This is a genomic window from Streptosporangium amethystogenes subsp. fukuiense, from assembly GCF_042665875.1.
Lineage (GTDB): Bacteria > Actinomycetota > Actinomycetes > Streptosporangiales > Streptosporangiaceae > Streptosporangium > Streptosporangium fukuiense.
In genome coordinates, this window is record NZ_JBHTEE010000001.1 from 475,462 (window position 1) to 498,965 (window position 23,504).

20 protein-coding genes are annotated in these 23,504 nt (G+C 70.8%); 13 read left to right on the forward strand and 7 right to left on the reverse strand.

Annotated features, from left to right (window positions below):
• Positions 1–152 precede the first annotated feature (152 nt).
• From ACFQVD_RS02145 to ACFQVD_RS02170, 6 genes are all read left to right on the forward strand, one after another.
• Positions 153–2,234 carry a hydantoinase/oxoprolinase family protein gene (locus tag ACFQVD_RS02145; protein ID WP_343967317.1) on the forward strand — a complete coding sequence of 694 codons (2,082 nt, stop codon included), beginning with the start codon at positions 153–155 and terminating at the stop codon, positions 2,232–2,234.
• Complete coding sequence (locus ACFQVD_RS02150; protein WP_343967315.1) at positions 2,215–4,071, forward strand: hydantoinase B/oxoprolinase family protein; 1,857 nt, start codon at positions 2,215–2,217, stop codon at positions 4,069–4,071. The genes ACFQVD_RS02145 and ACFQVD_RS02150 overlap by 20 nt, the downstream gene beginning before the upstream one ends.
• A 411-nt stretch (positions 4,072–4,482) precedes the next feature.
• Positions 4,483–4,686, forward strand: a complete 204-nt coding sequence (locus ACFQVD_RS02155) for a cold-shock protein (protein ID WP_343967313.1) — start codon at positions 4,483–4,485, stop codon at positions 4,684–4,686.
• A gap of 251 nt (positions 4,687–4,937) precedes the next feature.
• On the forward strand, positions 4,938–5,597 hold the full coding sequence (locus ACFQVD_RS02160) for a histidine phosphatase family protein (protein ID WP_343967310.1): 660 nt from the start codon (positions 4,938–4,940) through the stop codon (positions 5,595–5,597).
• A gap of 180 nt (positions 5,598–5,777) precedes the next feature.
• Positions 5,778–6,935: a CaiB/BaiF CoA transferase family protein gene (locus tag ACFQVD_RS02165; protein ID WP_343967308.1), complete on the forward strand. Its 1,158-nt coding sequence runs from the start codon at positions 5,778–5,780 to the stop codon at positions 6,933–6,935.
• A gap of 31 nt (positions 6,936–6,966) precedes the next feature.
• A complete protein-coding gene (locus ACFQVD_RS02170; RefSeq protein WP_343967306.1) occupies positions 6,967–8,463 on the forward strand; it encodes a carboxyl transferase domain-containing protein in 1,497 nt (498 codons plus the stop codon).
• A gap of 73 nt (positions 8,464–8,536) precedes the next feature.
• On the opposite strand, the gene ACFQVD_RS02175 is transcribed toward ACFQVD_RS02170, so the two are convergent.
• The 5 genes from ACFQVD_RS02175 to ACFQVD_RS02195 form a co-directional block, all read right to left on the reverse strand.
• Entirely contained in the window at positions 8,537–8,968 is a 432-nt protein-coding gene (locus tag ACFQVD_RS02175) for a hypothetical protein (protein ID WP_343967304.1), read from the reverse strand.
• Positions 8,965–9,426, reverse strand: a complete 462-nt coding sequence (locus ACFQVD_RS02180) for a hypothetical protein (RefSeq protein WP_245651881.1) — start codon at positions 9,424–9,426, stop codon at positions 8,965–8,967. The genes ACFQVD_RS02175 and ACFQVD_RS02180 overlap by 4 nt, the downstream gene beginning before the upstream one ends.
• Positions 9,427–9,436: 10 nt before the next feature.
• A complete protein-coding gene (locus ACFQVD_RS02185) occupies positions 9,437–10,231 on the reverse strand; it encodes a carbon-nitrogen hydrolase family protein (RefSeq protein ID WP_343967300.1) in 795 nt (264 codons plus the stop codon).
• Positions 10,228–11,175, reverse strand: a complete 948-nt coding sequence (locus ACFQVD_RS02190; protein WP_343967298.1) for a DUF418 domain-containing protein — start codon at positions 11,173–11,175, stop codon at positions 10,228–10,230. The genes ACFQVD_RS02185 and ACFQVD_RS02190 overlap by 4 nt, the downstream gene beginning before the upstream one ends.
• A gap of 75 nt (positions 11,176–11,250) precedes the next feature.
• Positions 11,251–12,264: a LacI family DNA-binding transcriptional regulator gene (locus ACFQVD_RS02195; protein WP_343967296.1), complete on the reverse strand. Its 1,014-nt coding sequence runs from the start codon at positions 12,262–12,264 to the stop codon at positions 11,251–11,253.
• 279 nt (positions 12,265–12,543) lie between these two features.
• Here ACFQVD_RS02195 and ACFQVD_RS02200 point away from each other — a divergent pair, with 279 nt between their 5' ends.
• The 6 genes from ACFQVD_RS02200 (at position 12,544) to ACFQVD_RS02225 (ending at position 17,931) form a co-directional block, all read left to right on the forward strand.
• Entirely contained in the window at positions 12,544–13,827 is a 1,284-nt protein-coding gene (locus tag ACFQVD_RS02200) for an ABC transporter substrate-binding protein (RefSeq protein ID WP_343967294.1), read from the forward strand.
• A gap of 126 nt (positions 13,828–13,953) precedes the next feature.
• A complete protein-coding gene (locus tag ACFQVD_RS02205) occupies positions 13,954–14,907 on the forward strand; it encodes a carbohydrate ABC transporter permease (protein ID WP_343967292.1) in 954 nt (317 codons plus the stop codon).
• Positions 14,908–14,910: 3 nt separating this feature from the next.
• The gene (locus tag ACFQVD_RS02210; RefSeq protein ID WP_343967290.1) at positions 14,911–15,801 is read left to right on the forward strand and encodes a carbohydrate ABC transporter permease; all 891 of its coding nucleotides are present in this window, start codon (positions 14,911–14,913) and stop codon (positions 15,799–15,801) included.
• Positions 15,798–17,186: a GH1 family beta-glucosidase gene (locus ACFQVD_RS02215; RefSeq protein WP_343967288.1), complete on the forward strand. Its 1,389-nt coding sequence runs from the start codon at positions 15,798–15,800 to the stop codon at positions 17,184–17,186. The genes ACFQVD_RS02210 and ACFQVD_RS02215 overlap by 4 nt, the downstream gene beginning before the upstream one ends.
• A 170-nt stretch (positions 17,187–17,356) precedes the next feature.
• The gene (locus tag ACFQVD_RS02220) at positions 17,357–17,554 is read left to right on the forward strand and encodes a FitA-like ribbon-helix-helix domain-containing protein (RefSeq protein WP_350952663.1); all 198 of its coding nucleotides are present in this window, start codon (positions 17,357–17,359) and stop codon (positions 17,552–17,554) included.
• Entirely contained in the window at positions 17,551–17,931 is a 381-nt protein-coding gene (locus ACFQVD_RS02225) for a type II toxin-antitoxin system death-on-curing family toxin (RefSeq protein ID WP_343967284.1), read from the forward strand. The genes ACFQVD_RS02220 and ACFQVD_RS02225 overlap by 4 nt, the downstream gene beginning before the upstream one ends.
• Positions 17,932–18,064: 133 nt before the next feature.
• Here the strand turns inward: ACFQVD_RS02225 and ACFQVD_RS02230 are convergent, their stop codons facing one another.
• Positions 18,065–18,913: an SWIM zinc finger family protein gene (locus tag ACFQVD_RS02230; protein ID WP_343967281.1), complete on the reverse strand. Its 849-nt coding sequence runs from the start codon at positions 18,911–18,913 to the stop codon at positions 18,065–18,067.
• A gap of 43 nt (positions 18,914–18,956) precedes the next feature.
• Positions 18,957–22,097, reverse strand: coding sequence for a DEAD/DEAH box helicase (locus tag ACFQVD_RS02235; RefSeq protein WP_386274473.1), 3,141 nt, complete (start codon positions 22,095–22,097; stop codon positions 18,957–18,959).
• A gap of 209 nt (positions 22,098–22,306) precedes the next feature.
• Here ACFQVD_RS02235 and ACFQVD_RS02240 point away from each other — a divergent pair, with 209 nt between their 5' ends.
• On the forward strand, positions 22,307–23,479 hold the full coding sequence (locus tag ACFQVD_RS02240; RefSeq protein WP_343967276.1) for a pyridoxal phosphate-dependent aminotransferase: 1,173 nt from the start codon (positions 22,307–22,309) through the stop codon (positions 23,477–23,479).
• The last annotated feature ends 25 nt before the right edge of the window (positions 23,480–23,504 follow it).

A 23,504-nucleotide genomic window follows, 5' to 3' on the forward strand; every position in this document is an offset into this window, starting at 1 on the left:
TCGCGTCTCCGCGGCCGGGTCCGGCCCCTGCGGCCACGGCCGTCCGCCGGTACCCGCCCCTCCGCTCCCGCCAACACTGCCCAAGGATCGGCCGTAGCTTCGGCAGGGTCCGCCGATTTGCGGATTCGCCGGGACTGGGTAGACACGGGGGCATGCGCAGCGTCCGTATCGGGGTCGACACCGGGGGCACGTTCACAGACGTGGTCGCGGTGGACGAGCAGACCGGTGAGATCACCACGACCAAGACTCCCTCCACCCCCGCCAACCCCGCCGACGGGTTCATGGAGGGGGTACGGAAGGTCCTCAGAAAGGCGGCCGGGGCCGAGGAGGTGACCCTGGAAGCCGTGTCGGCGGTGGTGCACGGCACCACGGTCGCCACCAACCAGCTCCTTGAGGACCGGATCGCCGACCTGGGTTTCGTCACCACCGAGGGCTTCGAGTTCATCCTGGAGATCGCCCGTCAGAGCGTGCCCGACGGCTACGGCAACTCCTACTTCTGGGTGAAGCCGCCCCGCATCGTCCCGGTGCACCGGGTCAGGACCGTCGGCGGGCGCCTGGACCACACCGGGGCCGAGGTGCGGCCGTTCGACGAGGAGCAGGCCGTCGAGGTGGCCCGGTGGTTCCGTGACCGCGGCATCACCGCGATCGGCGTCTGCTTCCTGCACTCGTACGCCAATCCCGCCCACGAGGTGCGCATGCGGGAGGTCCTGGAACGGGAGCACCCGGATGCCGTCGTCTCGATCTCGTGCGACGTGCTGCGCGAGTACCGCGAGTACGAGCGCTCGGTCACCACGCTGGTCGACGCCGCGGTCAAACCGACGATGCGCCGCTATATCGCCAACCTGGCCCAGCGTCTGGAGACGAGCGCCGCGGGTACGGGCGAGGGACTGCCGTTCTCCGTCATGAAGAGCAACGGCGGCGTACTCTCCGCGGCCGAGGTGGTGCACCAGCCGATCACCACGGTGCTCTCCGGACCGGCCGCGGGCGCGCTCGGCGCCGCACTGATCGCCGCCACCGCCGGGCACCCCTCGGTGATCACCCTGGACGGCGGCGGCACCTCGACCGACGTCGCGGTGGTCGTCGACGGGGAGCCGTCGCTGACCACCGAGGGCAGCATCGGCCGCTACCCCTGCAAGATCCCGATGATCGACATCGTGACCGTCGGCGCGGGCGGCGGCTCCGTCGCGTGGATCTCGCCGGAGGGCACGCTGAAGGTCGGGCCCAAGTCCGCGGGGGCCGACCCGGGACCGCTCTGCTACGGCCGGGGCGGCACCGAGGTCACCGTCACCGACGCGCACGTCTTCCTCGGCCGGGTTCCGGCACACCTGCTCGGCGGGGAGATCCCGCTCGACGCCGACGCCGCCCGGCAGGGGATCGAGGCGCTCGCGGGCAAGATCGGACTGACTCCCGAACGGACCGCGGCGGGCATCCTGGAGATCAGCGCCTTCAACCAGTCGAACGCCATCCGCCAGATCACCGTCAAGCGTGGCCTGGACGTGCGCGACTTCCCCATGGTCGCCTTCGGCGGCTCAGGACCGCTGCTGGTCTGCCGGCTCATCGACATCCTCGGCCTGCCCTCGGTGATCGTCCCGCCCGACCCGGGCAACGTCTCGGCGTTCGGGCTGCTCACCGTGGACGTCAAGAACGACTACGTGCGCACCTTCGTCACCCGCGACCTCTCGCTCGCGGCCGCCTCGGAGATCTTCGGTGAGCTGGAGGGACAGGCGGCCTCCGCCCTGGACCGCGAGGGCTTCGCGGCAGAGGCGCACGTCTACGCGCGCAGCGCCGACCTGCGCTACTTCGGCCAGGCCTACGAGGTCAGGGTGACGGCCCCGGCCGGACCGCTGGACGAGGCGTGGCAGGCCGAGGTGCTGGACCGCTTCCACACCGAGCACCACAAGCTCTACGGGTACGGCTACCGCGACGACCCCCGGCACGGCGTCGAGTGGGTCAACCTCCGGGTCTCCGGCATCGGCCCGATCACCCGCCCCGCCATCGGACGCCGGCCGCACGGTACGAGCCGGCCCGAGCCGGTCACCTTCCGCGAGGTCTGTTACGACGATTGGGGCAGTACCCCGATCCACCGCCGCGCCGACCTGGCGGCCGGAGCGGAGATCAGCGGTCCCGCGGTCATCGAGGAGTACGGCTCCACGTTGCCGGTCCACCCCGGCTTCACCGCGACCATGGACGAGTTCGGAAACCTGGAGGTGCGCCGTGCGGCGGACAACGGCTGAATCGACGAGCGCCGCCGACCCGGTGCTGGTGGAGATCGTCGAGGGGACGCTCGCGTCCGTGGAGATGGAGGTCGAGACGGCCATCGCGCGCACCGCCCGCTCGCCCATGATCCGCGACGCGCACGACTTCCGCGCGGGCATCCACGACGTACGGCTGCGCAAGCTGACCGGCAGGTCCTACTCGGCGCTGGTCCAGCCGATCGTCAGGGACTTCCCGATCGCCGAGATGAAGCCCGGCGACGTGTTCTTCCACAACGACGTCTACCTGTCCGAGGGGGGCATCGGGCACCTGCCCGACCTGTGCGTGACGGTCCCGGTCTTCCACGGCGGGGAGGTCGTCGCCTTCGTGCAGGCGTTCGGCCACCACGACGACATCGGCGGGGGCGTGCCCGGCTCGATGCCGAGCAACGCGCGCAGCGTGTTCGAGGAGGGGCTGATGGTCCCGCCGATCAAGCTCTGGGACGAGGGCGTGCCCAACCGGGCGGCGCTCACCATCATGACCCGCAACTCGCGGATGCCCGACTCGCTGGCCGGAGACCTGGACGCCGAGTGCTCGGCCTGCCTGATGGGCGCGCGGCGGCTGGGCGAGCTGTTCGACCGGTACGGGCGCGAGGCGGTCGAGGCGTGCTTCGACGCGATCATCTCCAACACCACCGAGACGTTCCGCAGGGAACTGCTGGCCAAGATTCCCGAGGGCACCCATGTGTGGGAGGACTACGCCGAGCACGACGGTGTGGATTCCCCCCGCCTGCACACCCAGCGGATGACCCTCACCGTCGACCACTCCGCGCCGGTGCCGCTGGTGATCGACTTCACCGGCACCTCACCGCAGGCCAAGGGGCCGATCAACCACGCGGGCGACTACGCCGACGGGGTCTTCCTGAAGAAGTGGCTGGCGCCGATCCTGCGCAACCTGGCCGACACCCCCGAGCGGATGGCCGAACTGGACGTCAACGAGGGCGTCGTGCCCCTCATCGAGATGCGATTCCCCCAGAAGGGCACCCTGCTCACCCCCATCTTCCCGGCCCCCACCAACGCCCGTACCTTCGTGATCCTGCGTCTGCTGGGGGTGCTGGCCGGGGTGCTGGCCAAGGCGACCGGCGGCCGGATGCCCGCCGACCAGGAGACCATCCGCTACACCGGCGTCTACGGCGACGGCCTGGACGGCACCCCGTACCTGATGCGCGAGGTCCTCGGCGGCGGCTCGGGCGGCCGGTGGTACGCGGACGGGGAGGACACCATCCACGTGGTGCCCGACTCGCGCAACATCCCGGTCGAGTTCGCCGAGTCCCGCTGGCCCTTCCGGGTCGAGCGGCTCGGCCTGGCCCGCGACTCCGGTGGCCCCGGCCTCTACCGGGGCGGTCTCGGCTACGACAAGCACCTGCGGATGCTCCGCGACGCCTCGTTCATGTCCATCGCCGACCGCTCGATCCTGTCGTGCTGGGGGGTGAACGGCGGCCGGGCCGGGAAACCCTTCGTCGTGGAGATCGACGGGAGGGAGATGGAGGGCCTGGTGGACGACTCGCCGGTCCGCGCCGGCGAGATCATCCGGGTCCGCACCACCGGTGGTGGCGGCTGGGGTTCTCCGCTGGACCGCGACCCCGCCCTGGTGGCCGCCGACGTCCGCGACGGCAAGGTCTCGCCGGACGGCGCCCGCGACGACTACGGGGTCATCCTGTCCGGCTCGCAGGACGACCCTCAGGTGGACACCGAGGCCACCGGGATCCGCCGCGCGGAACTCCGCGCCCTGGTCGCCGACGCGCCCTTCTTCGACCGGGGCCCCGGCTTCCCGTCCCTGTCCGGTGGCCTGCCGTACGCGGAGGTGGATCTCGTGTAGCCGAGCGGGTGTCCTCCTCGGGTACCGCCCGCATCGGGAGCCCCGGCAGAGGCGAGGCCGGGCTGTCACCTCCGGCGGTCACCCCTCGGCCTCGCCTCACGGTCCGTATCGGGTCGACCGGGAGCCGCTACGGCGGCCTGAGGATCATGGCCGGCCCGTACCGGTGATCGCCTTCCCCCTGCTCCGGCGGCCCGCCGGAGCAGAGGGGGTGAGGAGTGGGTGTGCCGGGCCGTGGAGGTGCTAATCTGGAAGCAGTTGCGGTTGTGGTACCCATGAAACTCTGTGTGCACCTGACGGATGACCTTCAGGTGCATTTTTGTTTTCCCGGTCATCTCCGGATGGGCTCATCGCGGCGACGCGGGATCCGCGCGGTGCGGATTCCGGCTCTGCCCCCTATCAAAGGAGAAAGTCATGGCTACGGGAACCGTGAAGTGGTTCAACTCGGAAAAGGGCTTCGGCTTCATCGAGCAGGACGGCGGCGGCGCCGACGTCTTCGCTCACTACTCCAACATCGCCACCCAGGGCTACCGTGAGCTGCAGGAGGGCCAGAAGGTCTCCTTCGACGTCACGCAGGGCCAGAAGGGCCCGCAGGCCGAGAACATCGTTCCGGTCTGACGTAGCACCAGCACGGCGAGGGCCGGGGCCCGCACCTTTCGGGGTGCGGGCCCCGGCTCGTCTCATGTCCGCTCGTTCGCCGCCGGGCATCGCGGGGTTCTTCGGAGCCGACCTTCGCCCGGGGACGGGGCGCGGTGGGTTCTCGAATGTTCCGGCTCCGGCGGGCCGTCGCCGCGGCCTGTGGGCCGGGCGGCCGGTTCGCCGGATCAGCCGGTCTTGCGCAGGGGAGGAGAAGGCGTTTTCCTGTAGGCATGACCTTGGTGATCACTGCGGTGCGGCATGGTCAGAGCGAGTCCAACGTGGCCTTCGAGGAGGCTCTCCGCACCGAGAGGGCGGTCGTCCTGGAAGGCCGGGACCGGGACGTCTCGTTGACCCCGCTGGGCAGGGAGCAGGCCACCGGGCTGGGGCGGCGTCTGGCGGTCGGGGATCCGCCCGACCTCGTCCTGTGCTCGCCGTACCGCAGGGCGGTGCAGACCTGGGAGCTGGCCGCGGCCGAGCTGGGCGCCGCCCCCGAGGTCCGGTTGGAGCCGAGACTCGGGGACTGTGACATGGGGCGTTGGTCGGGGATGAACCCGATCGCGCTCAGGGAGAGGTTTCCCGGTGAATCGGAGAACCTGGTGGCTCGTCTGTACGGCGGTTTCCGGCCGCCGGAGGGGGAAAGCTTCCAGGATGTCGCCGACCGGGTACGTGAGGTGCATGAGGAACTGCGTGCCGGGCATGCCGGGCGCCGGGTTCTCATCGTCGCGCACGACTCCGTCGTGCTGATGCTCAAGCACGTGATCGAGGGCATCCCGATCGCCTCCGTCGAGGCGTTCGCACCGGTCGGCAACGCCTCGGTCTCGGTGTGGCGCGGGTCCAGGTCCGAGATCTTCAACGAGGTGGGCCACCTGCGGGGGACGCGGACACGGTAGCGCTCCGTTCCGGCCCGGCGTTTTCCTCATAACCTCACCCCGATCGTCTCGCCGGACGGCGGTATGGGAGATCATGGGATTCCCTCGTCCGGGTATCGTGCCAGTCTCACGGCAAGCGGGCCGGGAACGGGGGAAGCGCTCCTCCGGCCGGGTCCGGCCGCCACGCATCGGAGGTTGATCTTGCAGGGAGCACTCGGCGACATCGTCGTCCTCGATCTCTCTCGTGCGCTCGCGGGTCCGCACGCCACGCAGATGCTCGGCGATCTGGGTGCCCGGGTGATCAAGGTGGAGCATCCCGGGGGAGGTGACGAGTCCCGGGGCTGGGGCCCGCCCTTCGTGGGTCCTGAAGGTGATATTTCAACGTATTTCCTGGCGGCCAACCGGAACAAGCAGTCGATCGCCCTCGATCTCAAGTCCGCCGAGGGCAAGGCGCTGATCGAGCGCCTGGTGCGGCAGAGCGACGTGCTGGTGGAGAACTTCCGCACCGGCGTGCTGGACCGGCTGGGCTTCCCCGTCGAGCGGCTGCACGAGCTCAACCCCCGCCTGGTCATCCTGTCGATCACCGGCTTCGGCCATGACGGCCCGGAGGGCGGCAGGCCGGGGTACGACCAGATCGCGCAGGGCGAGGCCGGGCTGATGAGCCTGACCGGCCCGTCGGCCGACGAGCCGTACCGGGTGGGCGCCTCGATCGCGGACCTGCTCGGCGGCATCCACGGCGCCTACGGCGTGCTGGCCGCGCTGTACGAGCGGGAGCGGACCGGGCGGGGCAAGGTCGTGCGGACCTCGCTGCTGGCCGCGGTGACCGGGGTGCACTCCTACCACGGCACGGCCTGGACCGTCGGCGGCCAGGTGCCCGTCGCCAACGGTAACCACCACGCCTCCATCGCCCCGTACGGGGCCTTCCACTGCGCCGACGGGATGATCCAGATCGCGGTGGCGAACGACGCGCAGTGGCGCAAGGTCGCCGCCCTGCTGGAGATAGATCCAGATATCGCGAAATATGCCACGAACAGGGAAAGATTTGCGCATCGGGATGAGCTGATCGCGGACATGGAGCGGAGGCTCACCAAGCACGACAGGGAGCACTGGCTGGCCGCGCTCGGCGAGGCCGGGGTGCCCGCCGGGGCGATCAGGTCCATCGACGAGGTCTACGCCTGGGAGCAGACCCGTTCCCAGGGGCTGGTCGTCGAGGTCGACCACCCCGTGCTCGGCACCATCGAGCTGCCGGGGCCGCCGCTCCGCTTCGACGGCGACCTTCCCATGCGCCATACCGCCCCGCCAGCCCTCGGCGAGCACAACGACGAGGTCCTCGCCTGGCTGAGGGAGCGTGAGCGTTGACAGGCAGGCGGATCCCTCACGGAGCGCGGATATGAGCCAGGCGCGACCCGACGCGCGGACCCTGATCGACACCTTCTTGGACCCCGGGACCTGGCTCTCGTGGGACGAGCCGCCCGCCGATCCCTCCCTGCCCGGCTCGGGGTACGCCGAGGAACTGGCCGCGATCCGGGCCAGGACGGGATACGACGAGGCGGTGGTCTCCGGGGAGGGCCTGCTCGACGGGCGCCGGGTGGCGATCGTCGCGTGCGAGTTCTCCTTCCTGGCCGGCTCGATCGGGGTGGCCGCCGCCGAACGGCTCACCGCCGCGATCGAGCGGGCCACCGCCGAGCGGCTCCCGCTGCTGGCGGCCCCCGCCTCGGGCGGCACCCGGATGCAGGAGGGCGCGGTGGCCTTCGTCCAGATGGTGAAGGTCACCGCCGCCGTGGCCGCGCACCGCGCCGCGGGCCTGCCGTACGTCGTCTACCTGCGCCATCCCACCACCGGTGGGGTCTTCGCCTCCTGGGGCTCGCTGGGGCACGTCACCGCGGCCGAGCCGGGCGCGCTGATCGGGTTTCTGGGGCCGAGGGTGTTCGAGGCGCTGCACGGCTACCCGTTTCCCGAGGGTGTCCAGGTCGCCGAGAACCTCTTCGCCCACGGTCTGGTCGACGCCGTGGTGTCGGCCGAGGACGCCCGGCGGGTCGCCACGCGGGTGCTCGCCGTGCTGTGCGCCCCCCGTGAGGGGTTGGATCCGGGCCCCGAGCCGGACGAGTGGATCCCGGTGGTCCAGGCGTGGGACGCGATCAGCCGCTCCCGCCGCGACGACCGCCCCGGTGTGCGGGCGCTGCTCAAACTCGGAGCCGCCGAGGCCACCCCGCTCAACGGCACCGGTGTGGGCGAGCACGACCCCGGGCTGATCCTCGCCCTGGCCAGGTTCGGCGAGGTCCCCGCGGTCGTGCTCGGCCAGGACCGGCGGGGCCAGCGGATCGACGCCCCGCTCGGCCCGGCCGGGCTCCGGGTCGCCAGGAGGGGGATGCGCCTGGCCTCCGAGCTGGGGTTGCCGCTGGTCACCGTGATCGACACCGCCGGGGCCGCGCTCTCCAGGGCGGCGGAGGAGGGCGGCCTGGCAGCCGAGATCGCCCACTCCGTGGCCGACCTGGTGATGCTCGACGCCCCGACCGTCTGCCTGCTGCTGGGGGAGGGCGCGGGCGGCGCCGCCCTCGCGCTGCTCCCCGCCGACCGGGTGCTCTGCGCCCAGCACGGCTGGCTGTCGCCGCTCTCCCCGGAGGGGGCGTCGGCGCTGCTGTACCGGAGTGTCGACTTCGCCCCGGAGATCGCCGAGGCCCAGGGGGTGAGATCCACGGACCTGCGCCGGGACGGCCTCGTCGACCGGATCATCCCGGAGTTCCCCGACGCCGCCTACGAGCCGGAGGCGTTCTGCCGCCGGGTCTCGCGGGCACTGGAGTACGAGATCGCGACCCTGCTGGGGCAGCCTCCCGCGGACCGCCTCGCAGCCAGGCTCTCCCGCTACCGCCGGCTCGGCGTGGGCTGAGCGGGCGGCGGCGGGTCTCCGGGCCTGACAGTCACCTGGGAGCCCTCAGGCGGGCGTCAGGCACGCGGGGAGGTCACGGCTCCGAGATCGCCGGGGTGAGCGAGACCGGCAGGCGCTCGATCCGTACGGAGAAGACCTCGTCGCGGGGGACGACCACCTCGTACGCCCCGTGGTCGACCATCCAGTAGCCCAGGGCCTCGGCCTTCACCCCGCTGTGCCCGGTGTAGGCGATGTGCAGGCTCTCCTCGCCGTTCTCCTCGGAGACGTCGAGGACCAGGCAGGGCTCGCCGCCGAACGCCCCGACGGTGCGGACCAGTACCAGCCAGTCGAGGTCCTCGCGCGCGACGACCAGCCGCCAGTAGCCGGAGGCCGCCTCGAAGCCCTTCTGGGCCTGCTCGTTGAACAGCACCACCTCGGTGGCACCCGGGCCGAGGGCGGCGGCGTACGTCCGGCCGGAGTAGTGGGCGGCGAACCCCGAGGCGACCGGCTCGATCTCGGCGCTCATGAGGCGGGCCGCCAGCTCAGGCCGTCGTAGCGGCCGAAGAGGCGCTCCTCGCCGTCGGTCACGTGGATGATCTCGGCCCCGGCGGGGATCGGCATGGGCGTGGTGTGGAACTGCGGCACGACGTGATCCCGCGAGGTGGTGAAGCCGTTCCCGGCGAAGGGCGGTGAATCGTTCCAGTCACCACCCATGTGCGGGCCGTATGGCACGACGTAGGCGTCCATGTCGCGGGCGTACCAGCGCATCAGATAGATCTCCGGGACGGTGGCGGTCAGTTCCGAGCCGTCGAACCCCAGGTCGAGACCGGCGAAGAGCTGAGCGGGGGTGGTCAGCCGCGCGCAGTCCTGAACCCGGTACACGTACCCGGAGATCACGGTGCGTCTGCCGGCCAGATAGGGCACGAGCAGCCGAGGCGGTATGACCTTCTGCATCTGCGTTCTACGCCCAGGTGGATCACTCACGGTCGGCATTTTACGATCCACCGGCCCGGAGTCGCCGGTGTTCCAGGCACGGCAGGGCATTCCGGGTGGCAATCGTGATCTGGGAGTCGAATTCGCATATCTGTACGCCGGGTCCGGGGCCCATATCGGTACGTACCACCCCCATTGGATCGACCAGCATGCTCCGTCCGATCCCGAAGTTGTCGCGGGCCTCCGGATTCGGCGCCTGGCCCACGGCCGCGACCCAGGTGGTGTTCTCGATCGCCCGGGCCCTGACGAGGGTGGTCCAGTGCTCCTCCTTCATCGGCCCGGAACCCCACGCGGCGATCACCGCGAACACCTCGGCCCCGGCGTCCACCAGGGCCCGGGTCAGTTCGGGGAAACGGATGTCGTAGCAGGTGACCAGGCCCACCCGGAGCCCGGCCAGCTCCACCACGACCGGCGTGTCGCCCGGCGCGACCAGCTCGGACTCGCGGGCGCCGAAGGAGTCGAAGAGGTGGATCTTCCGGTAGGCCGCCTCGATCGAGCCGGTGGGGCCGATGGCGACCGCGGTGTTGTGGACCCGGTGATCACCGGGCTCGAACACCCCCGCGATCACCGAAAGACCGTGCTCCCGTGCGGCTTCGGCCAGCCCGGTGACGAACGGTCCGTCCAGCGGCTGGGCGAGGTCGGTGATTCTCCTGCCGTACCGGGTGAGCGTGGCCTCCGGAAGGATCGCCAGCTCGGCGCCGCCCGCGGCGGCCTCGCCGAGGGCCGTGCGGGCACGGTCGAGGTTGGCGGCGGGGTCTTCCGAGACCGGGATCTGGCAGAGGGCGATGCGCGTCACGGGTGTGACCCTATCCGTCGGTTCGGCACTCGTTCCATCCACGTGAGGCTCCGCCACGCCCATTCCAGCGGTCCGTACCTGAATCTGGCCAGCCACGCCCGGCTGAACAGCACCTGAAGCGTCAGGACGGCGACCGAGAGCGCCACACCGGCCAGCCGGGTCGCATCGGAGGTGAGCAGTGGCAGGAAGAGCAGGATGACCGGTGTGCTCATCAGGTAGTTGGTCAGCGCCATCCGGCCGAGCGGCGCCAGGGCCGCCAGCAGCGGGTCACGCAGCCGGGTCCGCAGCAGAAGCAGCAGCCCGGTGCAGTAGGCCGTGGCGGCGGCGAGCCCGGCGGCCGGGTAGACGGCCCGGTTGAAGAGGACGGGATCGCCCGCGATGCGTACCCAGAGCCAGGTGAGCGCCACGCCCAGCACCACGCTCGCCGCGAACGCGAACGGCAGCAGCCACTCGGGCGGCGGTCGCTCCATCATGGCCATGCCCAGTACGAACAGCCCGGGGATGAGGATCACCCCGCCGCCCTGGTGTACCGCCCAGGCGGTGAGGGCGACGCCCAGCAGCACCACCGCGGGCTGCGGGAAGAACGAGGCGGGCAGCAGGACCAGCGCCCCGAAGATCGCGTACGGCAGGAGCACCTCGCCGGGGTTGACGATCTGGTGGAGCGCGCCCAGGGCCGCGAGCACCGCCAGCCTGCGCAGCAGCACGGCCCGGGGGCTCTCGGTCCGCTCGGCCGCCGAGCGGAGGAAGAGGACGAAGCTCAGCCCGAACAGGAAGGAGAAGATCGGGTAGAACCTGCTCTGCAGCAGGTTGTCGATCACCCAGTCGACCGCGTTCTGGCCCGGGTTCCTCAGGTGGTCGCGGGTGTGCTGCCAGGTGTTGACCAGCATGATCCCGCACACCGCGAAGCCGCGGAGCGCGTCGAGCTCGTGGAATCGTCGGGTCACAGGAAATAGACGTATCACCCCATAATCAACTATGCATAGATGACCCCATTCGTAACCCCACCCGGGTGCCCGGAGTCACGGGCGCGGGGCCGTCGTGCCCCGGACGACCAGGGTGGTGGGCAGCACACTGGGGGCGGGCGATACGGCGGCGGGGGCGTTGATCATGGAGATCAGCGCGGTGGCGGCGGCCACGCCGAACCCGGCCTTGTCCTGGGCGACGGTGGTCAGACCGGGCTGGAGCAGCGCCGCTGGTTCGATGTCGTCGAAGCCGACCACCGCGATGTCCTCGGGGACTTTGAGCCCGGCCTCGGTGATGGCGCGGATGGCGCCGATCGCCATCTCGTCGCCGGCGGCGAAGACGGCGTCGGGGCGCTCGTCGAGCGCGAGCAGGCGCCGCATCGCCGAGTGCCCTCCCGTCAGGTAGAAGTCGCCCTCGACGACGTACTCCTCGCGCGCGGGCAGGCCGAGTGCGGCGAGCGCGTCACGGTATCCGGTGAGCCGCTCGGCGCCGGGCCGGGTGCGGCCGGGGCCGGTGATCGTCGCGATGGCCCGCCTGCCCTGCTCGTGCAGGTGGTTCACCGCGAGGCGCGCGCCCCCCGCGTTGTCGGAGATGACGTACGTCGTCCGGGGGCCGGCGGCCGGGCGGTCCAGTGAGATACAGGGCACGTCGGACTCCGCGAGCCGGATGAGGGCGGGGTCTCGGGTGCCGTTGTCGATGAACACCACGCCGTCGAGATTGTGTCTTCTCGCGGCACGGAGATGGCCGTCCTCCTCGTCGCTCGTGGCGAGCATCAGAAGGTGATATCCCCGCGCGCTCAGCGCGGTTTTCAGGCCGATGAGGATTTCCTGGAGAAAGGGATGGCGCCAGCCGGGGCGCCGGTGGTCGGTGTCCCAGATGAGGCCGACCATGTACGACTTCTTCGTGGCGAGGGTCCGCGCGGACTCGTTCGGCAGGTAGCCGATGCGCGCGGCGACGCGCAGCACGTTGTCACGGGTTTCCTGGGTCACCACCTCGGGGTTGTTGAACACGCGGGAGACTGTCGCCACCGACACGCCGCACTGGCGGGCCAGGTCTCTGATCGTTGCCACGATCGTACGGTATCGCACCTCTGTAACCGGTTTCATGTAACCGGTTACAGGGGAAGGTAGCCCTCGATCCCGATCTCGTCAACCCCTTCTCGGGGGTGTGATTCCCGGATCGTTTCCGATGTCCAGGTCGTCGCCGGAAATCATTTCGAGTTATGTTTCCGTGACTTGACATAGAGGTTCCACATTATGTGAAATCTGGTCACCGCTCGTTGCCCGCGGTCACGCACGCCTCGTATCTCTGGGACCTTCCCCCGCTTCTGTCAGGAAGAAGGATTCCCTGTGTTATCGGAAAAGTCGCGCGTCATCGCGGCGATCGCGGTCGCCGGAGTGCTCGCCGCCGGCTGCGCTTCCCAGCAAGGTGACCCCTCCACCGCCGCCTCGGGCGACGAGAAGATCACACTGACCCTCAACCTCTTCGGCAACATGGGCTTCAAGGAGCTCTACACCGAATACGAGGCCGCCCACCCGAACATCAAGATCGTTGAGCGTACCTCCGCCTACAACGACCACCATCGCAACCTCGCCGCGCACCTGGCCACCGGGCAGGGCGCCGCCGACGTCGAGGGGATCGACACCGGCTTCATCGCCCGGTTCCGCGGGCAACCCCAGCACTTCGTCGACCTCAACCGGCACGGCGCCGAGCAGCTCAAAGCCCGCTGGCTGCCCTGGAAGTGGGAGGCGTCCGTCGCCAAGACCGGTGCGCAGATCGGCTACGGCACCGACGTCGGCGGCCTGGCCATGTGCTATCGCCGCGATCTGTTCGAGAAGGCCGGCCTGCCCACCGACCGCGACGAGGTCTCCAGGCTCTGGCCCGACTGGGCCTCGTACTTCGAGGCGGGCAAGAAGTACACCGCGACCAAACCGGAGGGCGCCGCGTTCTTCGACGGGGCCGCGCAGGTCTTCAACGCGATCGTCGGCCAGGCCGCCGTCGGCTACTACGACACCTCCGACAACGTCGTGGTCGCGAGCAATCCCGAGGTGCGCAAAGCCTACGACCAGGTGCTGCGGGCCGTGGCCGACGGCGAGTCGGCCAAGCTGGTCGGCAGCTCCCCGGCGTGGAACACCGGATTCGCCAAGAGCCAGTTCGCCACGGTCGGCTGCCCCGCCTGGATGCTCGCCAAGATCCAGGACCAGGCCAAGGAGTTCGCCGGCAAGTGGGACGTGGCCGCGATTCCCGGCGGCGGCGGGAACTGGGGCGGCTCCTACCTGACCGTCCCGGCCCAGGGCAAGCACGTCAAGGAGGCCGTCGAGCTGATCGCCTGGCTCACCGCGCCCGAGCAGCAGATCAAGGTGTTCGGCAAGCACGGCATCCTGCCGTCCACGGTGGAGACCTACCAGAAGCCCGAGGTCACCGGGCTGAAGCACGAGTTCTTCAACGACGCCCCGATCGGCAAGATCTTCACTACCGCGGCGCTCAACCTCAAGCCGCAGTACCAGGGCCCGCGCGCCGGTGACATCCAGACCGCCATCCGGGACGCGATCAACCGCGTCGAGGAGGGCAAGCAGAACGGCGACCAGGCCTGGCAGCAGATGCTCACCGACGTCGAGCGCATCAGCAAATGAGCCGGGACGCCGGTGGGCGGTCAGGGCTCGCCGGCGTCCCCCTCCCGGGGTGCACGCCTTCCCCCACAGCGGCTCTCCCCGCCCGTGACGAGACCCCCGAGTCCCCGAGACTGGAACGAGACCCCGATGACCTCCGCCGCCCCGCGGCCACGACCTTCCCCCGTCGCCGGGCGGCCATGGCGCCGCTTCGCCCACACGCTCGATGTCAAGAGCTCGCCGTACCTCTACATCGCGCCGTTCTTCCTGCTGTTCGGCGTGTTCGGTGCCTTCCCGCTGCTCTACACCGCCTACGTCTCGATGACGGACTGGAACCTGCTGGAGTCGACCAGGCAGTGGGTGGGGGCGGAGAACTACGTCGCGCTGATCCAGGACGGGTATTTCTGGAACGCGCTGTTCAACACGGTCAGCATCTGGCTGCTGTCGACGATCCCGCAGTTGCTGGTGGCCCTGGTCGTCGCGCACATGCTCAACCGCAGCCTGCGCGCCAGGACGTTCTTCCGGATGGGCGTGCTGTTGCCCAACGTCACCTCGATCGTCGCGGTCACCATCATCTTCGCCCAGCTCTTCGGCCGTGACTTCGGCGCGGTCAACTGGGCGCTGGGCCTGTTCGGGTTCGGCCCCGTCGACTGGCAGGCCGGGACGCTCAGCTCGCACATCGCGATCTCGCTGATCGTCATCTGGCGATGGACCGGTTACAACGCCCTCATCTACCTGGCGGCCATGCAGGCGGTTCCCAGCCACCTCTACGAGGCCGCCACCATCGACGGGGCCGGCCAGTGGACCCAGTTCTGGCGGATCACCATCCCGATGCTCCGGCCGACGATCATCTTCACCGGCGTCGTCTCCACCATCGGCGGTTTCCAGATCATCGCTGAGCCGCTGCTCTTCCAGGCAGGGACCGGCAACCCGACGGGCGGTTCCGACCGGCAGTTCCAGACGGTCGGGCTCTACCTCTACGAGCAGGGCTTCGGCCTCTACGAGTTCGGCTACGCCTCGGCGGTCGCCTGGACGCTCTGCCTGATCATCGTGGTCATGGCGCTCGTCAACTTCTCCATCACCCGACGGATCAAGAGCGGCTGACCCATGGCGACCATCACCTCTCCCTCCCCGCCCCGGGCGGACGTCCCGCGCCCGCCCGGACCGCGCCGTGCCAGGCCGCCGCGCTCGGCGGGGTTCTGGACCTACGCGGCGCTCGTCGCGTTCCTGCTCGGCTCACTGTTCCCGGTCTACTGGTCGCTCGTCGTGGCCTCGCAGAGCAACGACGCGATCGCCAAGGTGCCCCCCGTGCTGGTGCCGGGTGGCCACCTGTTCGACAACATCGCCAGGGTCTTCGACACCACGGCCTTCGGGCAGGCCCTGTTCAACTCCTTCCTGGTGTCGGGCACCGTCACCGTCTCGGTGGTCCTCTTCTCCACTTTGGCGGGGTTCGCCTTCGCCAAGCTCCGCTTCCGGGGACGCGGCGGCCTACTGGTGGCGGCGATCGCCACCACGACGGTCCCGCACCAGCTCGGTATCATCCCGCTCTACATCCTCATGGGCGAGCTGGGCTGGACCGGGCGAATCGAGGCGGTGATCGTCCCCGGCCTGGTGACGGCGTTCGGCGTGTTCTTCATGACGCAGTACCTCTCCGGCGCGGTGCCCGACGAGCTGCTGGAGGCCGGTCGGATGGACGGCTGCACCACGATCCGGCTGTTCTGGCACGTGGTGCTGCCCGCCGCCCGGCCCGCCGCGGCGGTACTGGGGCTGTTCACCTTCATGCAGGCCTGGAACGACTTCTTCTGGCCACTGGTGGTGCTGACCCCGGAGAACCCGACGGTCCAGGTCGCGCTCTCCAGCCTGGCCAGCGGCTACACGACCGACTTCGCACTAGTGCTGACCGGTGCCGTGATCGCGACCATCCCCATGGTGGTCGTGTTCGCGCTCCTCGGCCGGCAGATCATCGGAGGCATCATGTCAGGGGCGATCAAGGGATGACGACGACCGAAGAGTGCGTCCCCGGAGCCGGGGCCTTCCCGGCCGGTTTCGTCTGGGGAGTGGCCACCTCCGCGTACCAGATCGAGGGGGCCGTCGACGCCGACGGCCGGGGCCCGTCGATCTGGGACGTCTTCTCCCGTGTCCCGGGGGCGGTGGCGGCGGGGGAGTCGGGCGACCCCGCCTGCGACCACTACCGTCGCTGGCCCGAGGACGTGGAGCTCCTCGCCGGCCTCGGCGTCGGCGCCTACCGGCTCTCGGTGGCCTGGCCGAGGGTGTTCCCCGACGGGGGCGGCCGCGTCGAGCGGCGCGGCCTCGACTTCTACCGCCGCCTGATCGACGGGCTTCGTGAGCGGGACATCATGCCGTTCGTCACGCTCTACCACTGGGACCTGCCCCAGGCGCTGGAGGATCGTGGCGGGTGGCGGGTGCGCGACACCGCCGAGCGTTTCGCCGACTACGCCGCCACGGTGCACGAGGCCCTGGACGGGGTGCCGTACTGGACCACGCTGAACGAGCCATACTGCTCCTCGATCACCGGGTACGCCGAGGGCCGCCACGCGCCCGGTGCCCGTGAGGGGCATGGAGCCCTGGCCTCGGCGCACCACCTGCTCGTCGGGCACGGCCTGGCATGCGCCCGACTGCGGGAGAACGCCAGGCAGGGCGAGCAGGTCGGCGTCACGCTCAACATGTCGCCCGGCGTGCCCGCGAGCCCGTCGGCCGAGGACGCCGCAGCGGCCCGCCGGATGGACCTGATGGTCAACCGGCAGTTCACCGAGCCGTTGCTGGGCGGCGCCTACCCGGCGGACATGGCCGAGGTCTACGGGGAGATCAGCGACTTCTCCTTCCGCCGTGACGGCGATCTGGAGCTCATCTCGGCGCCGCTGGACTTCCTCGGGGTGAACTACTACTACCCGATTCACGCGGCCGCGGCCCCGTACGTCCAGCCCGATCCAGCGCTCCGCTCCGCCTACGACATCGGCGTGCGCACGGTCATGCCGGACGGGCCGGGGACCAGCGGGCTCGGCTGGCGGATCGAGCCGCGTGGCCTGTGGGACACCCTCACCGGGCTCGCCGCCCGCTTCAGCGGACTGCCGCCGGTCTTCGTCACCGAGAACGGCTACGGCGACTACGGCGACCTCGACGACACCGGTCGCATCGCCTACCTGCGCGAGCACCTGGCCGCCACCGGGGCCGCCATCGCCGAGGGGGTGGAGGTGCGCGGCTACTTCTGCTGGTCGCTGCTCGACAACTTCGAATGGGCCAGGGGCTACGCCGCCCGCTTCGGCCTGGTGCACGTCGACTACGCCACCCAGGCCCGCACCCCCAAGGCCAGCTACCACTGGTACCGCGACGTCATCACGGGGTCCTCCGGCGGCTCGGCTTAACCCTGGTCAGGCGGTGATCACCCACCCCGCCGACCGGCCGGACCGGGGAGGTGAGGTCCTTGCCGGACGTCGTCCGGTAAAACGAACTGCCACTCTGGGTAATGACTCCTATCCTCTCGGTTATGGTATCGCCGTGATACCGGATTCGCCGTACGGTGGGAGGCATGGCTATGACATTGCGACTCTCCGACGAGCAGACCGAAGCCCTCCGGCGACGCGCGGAGCGAGAGGGGCGGAGCATGCAGCAGGTGGTGCTGGCGGCCGTGGAGGAATACCTGGTTCGCCATTCCGATGACGAGGAGGTTCATCGGCTCGGCGTGGAAGCGGTGCGCCGATGGAAACCCGTTCTTGATCGGCTCGCCGAATGACCCGCTGTCTCACGGTGGAGCAGGTTCTCGATCTCGCGGAGTTGGCCATCGGAGCCACGCCGGAACTGCGCGACCTGGGTCTGCTCGATTCCGCCGTGCACAGACCCCAGGCGTCCATGTTCGGGCAGAGGGCATATCCGGACCTGTTCGCCAAAGCCGCGGCCCTGCTTCATTCACTGGCCGCCAATCATCCGTTCGTGGATGGAAACAAGCGGGTGGCGTGGGTGGCGACGGTCGTCTTCCTGGCATGGAACGGGAGGGCGATCGACACCGGCGATGACGAGGCCTATGACCTCGTCATCGCCGTCGCCTCGGGCAAGCTCACCGAGGTCGATGAGATCGCCGACGTGCTCCGGAGCTTCGCGGTAACCGGTTGAGGCGGGTTCACCGCCGTCGCCGATCGGCGACGCCCCACCGGCCGGGCGCGCCCGGCCTCCGTCCCCGCCTCGGGAAAGTGCCGCAGGATCCTCCCACCCGTCAGCGGCGGGGCGACCGGTGACCGGCGCCGGGTCAGCTGTCGTCGCTGTCGGCGAAGGTCCGGTAGGCGGGGCGGAGGAGGTCCAGGATCGGGATGTGCCGGGCCTTGACCTGTGGCGGGTCGAGGGTGCGCAGCAGCAGGTCGGGCGGAGGAGCGGGGAGACCGGTACGGTCGCGGAGCCGGGCCGCGGAGACGCTCGGCTCGTAGAAGGAGGCCAGCCGGTCGGCGAACGGCGCGTCGTCCACGTCGAACAGCCCGGGGCCGCGCTCGCCGGAGCCGGAGCCGGTCGCGGTGCCGCCCGCCTCGCGGAGGGCGTCGAGCAGGGCGTCCCTGGCGATGCCCCGCCAGGCCAGCACCAGGAACGGGTCGTCGTCGAACCTCTCGGCCAGCACGTACAGCACGGCGGACAGGTGTTTGCAGGGGGAACCCCGGTCGGGACACGAGCAGGTCATGTCCAGGTCGCCGGTGCCGGGGAAGAGCGGCAGGCGGCAGGCGCGGAAGGCGTCCTCGATCTCCGGCGGCATCTCACCGGCGAGCAGCCTGGCCCGGTAGAGGGCCTGGGCGGCCAGCGCGTCGGTGAGCTCACGCCACTGGTCCGCCCGGTAGGAGGTGATCCGGATCTCGACCAGGTACGGGGTGCGCCGAGACCCCTGGACCCGGGCCGTGACCAGCCCCGGCCCGAGTTCCGTGTCGAGGACCTGGCCGGAGCGGGCGTACGAGCGGCCCCGGCCGAGCCTGCCCGGGTCGCAGACGCCTTCGAGGATGTCGATGAACCGGCGCGACCACCACCGCTCGCCGATCGAGCCCCGCTTGCTGCGGACCCGGATGCCGCCCTCGACCCGGATCGGCACGGACGGTTCGAACCAGCCGCTCCTGCTCATGACGCCTCCTTGCGGACCCGTACCGAAGACGCGCCGCGCCCACTCATGAGACGGCCTCCGGCCCGAGGCGGAACAGCTCGTGCAGCCGGTCGGTGGACAGGCCGGTGATCCAGTCCTCGCCGGTGCCGACGACGCTCTCGGCGAGCGCCTGCTTGCGCTCGATCATCTCGTCGATCCTCTCCTCCAGGGTGCCGACGCAGATGAACTTCCTGACCTGCACGTTCCTGGTCTGGCCGATTCGGAACGCCCGGTCGGTCGCCTGGTTCTCCACGGCGGGATTCCACCACCGGTCCACATGGATGACATGGTTGGCCGCGGTCAGGTTGAGCCCGGTGCCCGCCGCCTTGAGCGAGAGCAGGAAGAGCATCGGCTCGTCGTCGTCCTGGAACCGCTCCACCAGCGCGTCCCGCTGTCTCTTCGGCAGCCCGCCGTGCAGCCAGAGCACCGGGCGGTCCAGATGCGCCGAGAGGTACGGCTGGAGCAGCGTGCCGAACTCGGCGTACTGGGTGAAGACCAGAGCCTTGTCGCCCTCGCCGACGATCTCCTCCGCCAACTCCTCCAGCCGGGCCAGCTTCCCCGACCGGCCGGACAGCCGCGAGTTGTCCTTGAGCAGGTGCGCCGGGTGGTTGCAGACCTGCTTGAGCTTCAGCATGGTCGCGAGCACGTTGCCGCGCCGCTCGATGCCCTCGCTGCCGGCGATCCTGTCCATCATGTCGGTGACCACCGCCTGGTAGAGGGTGGCCTGCTCGGGGGTGAGGGTGCACCAGACCTTCATCTCCATCTTGTCCGGCAGGTCGGAGATGATGGTCTTGTCGGTCTTGAGGCGCCGGAGTACGAACGGCCCGGTGGCACGCCGGAGCGCGGCGGTCGCGGTGGCGTCGCCGTTCCGCTCGATCGGCTCCTGGTAGCGTTCCCGGAACGCCCTGGCCGAACCGAGCAGGCCGGGGTTGCAGAACTCCATCAGGGACCAGAGCTCGGCCAGATGGTTCTCGACCGGCGTGCCGGTCAGCGCGAACCTGCTCCTGGCCGGCAGCGCCCGTACGGCCTGTGCCTGCCTGGCGGCGCTGTTCTTGATGGCCTGCGCCTCGTCGCAGACGACCCTGGCCCAGGAGAGGCCGGCCAGCGTCTCACGGTCCCGCAGGGCGGTGCCGTACGTGGTGAGGACCAGGTCCGCCCCCTCCACCCGCCGGGCGAGGTCCGCCTCGCGCAGCCTGGTGGTGCCGTGGTGCAGGTAGACCTCCAGCGAGGGGGCGAACCTGGCGGCCTCCTTCTGCCAGTTGCTGAGCAGCGACATCGGGCAGACCAGCAGGGTCGGCCCCAGTCGCACACCCGTCGCGCGCTCGTTGAGCAGCAGGGAGAGGGTCTGCGCGGTCTTCCCCAGGCCCATGTCGTCGGCGAGGATGCCGCCGAGCCCGATCTCGGACATGAAGCTGAGCCAGGACAGCCCGCGCTCCTGGTACGGCCTGAGCACCCCCTGGAAGTCGGCCGGAGTCGTGATCGGCACGAGGCGGCGGTCGGCCTCGCCGGACAGCAGGTCGCCGAGGAGGCCGTCGGCGTCCACCGTGACGACCGGCAACTCGTCGTCGCCGCCGTGGATGACCTCCTGGATCACCTCGCCGACGGTCATCTCACCCGACCGGCGCCGCTCGACGGCTCTGAGCGCGGCGGTGAGCTGCCGGTCGTCCAGCTCGACCCAGCGGCCCCGCACCCGGACCAGCGGCACCTTGAGCCTGGCCAGCTCGGCCAGCTCCTCCTCGCTGATCGTCTCGTCGCCGATCGCCAGGTCCATCCGGAAGTCCACCAGCTGCCGCAGCCCGAAACCCTGGTCGGCCGCCGCGCCGGGACCGGTCGGCTGCGAGCGGGCGGTGAGCTTGAGGCCGAGCCTCGTGGTGCCGGCCCAGGCGGGCAGTTGCACGCCGAACCCGGCGGCCTGCAGGAGCGGGGCGGCCTGGCGGAGGAACGCGAACGCGCCCGCCGTGTCGAGGACCAGCTCGGCGGGGCGGCGGTCGCGCAGCGCGTCTCCCACCCTGGGGTAAAGACGTGCCGCCCGGCCGAGCCCGGCGAGCAGCGCCTCGTCGGGGCGTCCCGGCAGGCCGGGGGCGGTCTCGCCGGCCCAGATGAGCGGTGCGGGGAGGTAGAGGCTCGGGTCGTCCGACGACTGGAGGGCGAACTCCAGCCGCCAGCGGGAGCCGTCGGGCGGCGGCGCCGGACGGCCGCCGTACTCCGCGACGAGGTCGCGGGCGGGCTCGGGCTCGGGACCGCTCTCGGGACCGCTCTCGGGCTCGGTCAGCCGGAAGCACACCCTGACCGGGCCGTCGAGCCGGTGCGCGGAGTCGAACCATTCCCGGAGCGGCTCGGCCAGCTTCTCCGCCGAGGTCCGGGTCAGCCCGGGAAGCGCGGCGTCCGCACCGGTGAGGGCGACCATCCAGCGGTCCGGGAGAGGAGCGCGCGGTCCCGGCCGGTGCCCGCCGAGCAGGCGGTCGGGGAGCGCCCGCCGTACCGCGGCGTCGGTCAGGCAGGCCACGGCCTCGATCAGCACGTGGGTCGAGGGGCGCTCCTCGGCGACGGCACGGCAGACGGGCGGCATCGCGGCGGCCAGCTCACCGAAGCGGGTCGCGTAGGGGCCGGTCAGCACGGGACGCCACCGGGCCGCGTGGCCCGCGTCCTCGGCGACGAGCTGTGGCAGCACCCGGCCCCGGCGGATCAGGTCGCGGGCGTACGCCGCGACGACGGCGAGGTAGCGCAGGGACGCGCCCGGGATCGGCGCCCGGTCCTCTCCGTCGGGGAACTCGTCGGGTTCGTACGCTCCCGCCGGAAGACGGGTCATCTCGTCCACGGCGTCGAGCAGGCTCAGTGCCGCGCCGGGCTCGATCAGCAGGGCGGGCACCCGCCAGGAGCCGATCCTCGGCTGCCGCGCGCCGATCTCGATCCCGGACTCGGCGGAGGGCAGCGGGCTCCGTGCGGAGCCGGGCAGCAGCAGGACGAGCTCGTCGGCGACGGCCTTGCCCACGGACGCCGCCGGGATCTCTCCCCAGAGCGACACCCCGTCCGCCATGCCCTTCGCCGGGGCCGCGAACGGATGCGGCCGGACCTTCGCCCGAGAGGCGCTCCCAGCGGAACCGCCCGCATCCTCCCCCCACAGCGCCAGCCTGTCACCGACCCAGGCCCCATGGACGACCAGCACCGCCAAGCCCCCTCCTCACGCCACGAAAGACCGTAACAGCTGTGGCGCGGCGGATGGTCCTCGTCCGCGGAGCGCCAGGTGGCCGGTGCCGGTCTCGCGCACCGACGACTCCGGCGGTATGCGAGGTGGAGTGATCGGTTGATCCGCGCCGGCGCCGTACCCGCACGGTCGCGGACGAGTGATCCGGGGCGCCGATTACGCTGGGGCGCGTGGACGATCCTCTGGTGACACGGATGCGCGGGTTCGGCACGACCATCTTCGCCGAGATGTCGGCGCTGGCCCTGCGGACGGGTTCGATCAATCTGGGGCAGGGCTTTCCCGACACCGACGGGCCCGCGGCGATGCTGGAGCGTGCGGTGTCGGCGATCCGCGAGGGCGCCAACCAGTACCCGCCGGGGCCGGGTGTGCCCGAGCTGCGCCAGGCCGTCTGCGAGCACCGCAAGGACCACTACGGCCTCTCCTATGATCCCGACGGCGAGATCCTCGTCACCGTCGGCGCCACCGAGGCCGTCGCGGCGGCGATCCTGGCGCTCTGCGAGCCGGGGGACGAGGTGATCGCGTTCGAACCGTACTACGACTCCTACGCGGCCTCCGTCGCCCTCGCCGGAGCGGTGCTCCGCCCGGTCACCCTGCGCCCCGTCGAGGGCCGCTTCACCTTCGACCCCGCCGAGCTGCGCGCCGCGGCCGGACCGCGCACCCGCGTCATCCTGGTCAACTCCCCGCACAATCCCACCGGCACGGTCCTCACCCGGGCCGAGCTGGAGGAGATCGCCCTGCTCTGCCAGGAGCGCGATCTGGTCGCCGTCACCGACGAGGTCTACGAGCACCTGACCTTCGACGGCGTCGAGCACGTCCCGCTGGCCACCCTGCCCGGCATGCGCGAGCGGACCGTGATGATCTCCTCGGCGGGCAAGACCTTCTCGGTCACCGGCTGGAAGACCGGCTGGATCTGCGGGCCGGCCGAGCTGGTCAGGGCCGTGCAGACCGTCAAGCAGTTCCTCACCTTCACCGCCGCCGCGCCCTGGCAGCTCGCCGTCGCCCACGGCCTCCGCCACGAGCTGGACTGGGTCTCCCGGCTCCGGGCCGACCTGGAGTCCAAGCGCGACCGGCTGGCGGTGGGGCTGGCCGCGGCGGGCTTCGAGGTCTACCGCCCCGCGGGCACCTACTTCGTGCAGACCGACATCCGCCCCCTCGGCTTCACCGACGGCCTCGCCCTGGCCCGGGAGCTGCCGTCCCTGGCGGGCGTGGTCGCCGTCCCCACCCAGGTCTTCTACGCCCGCCCCGAGCGTGGCAGCCACTTCGTCCGCTTCGCCTTCTGCAAGCGGGACGAGGTCATCGACGAGGCGGTGAGCCGCCTGGCCCGGCTCGGCACCCCCTCCTGACGGGTGGGGGCGGTTCGACCTTCAG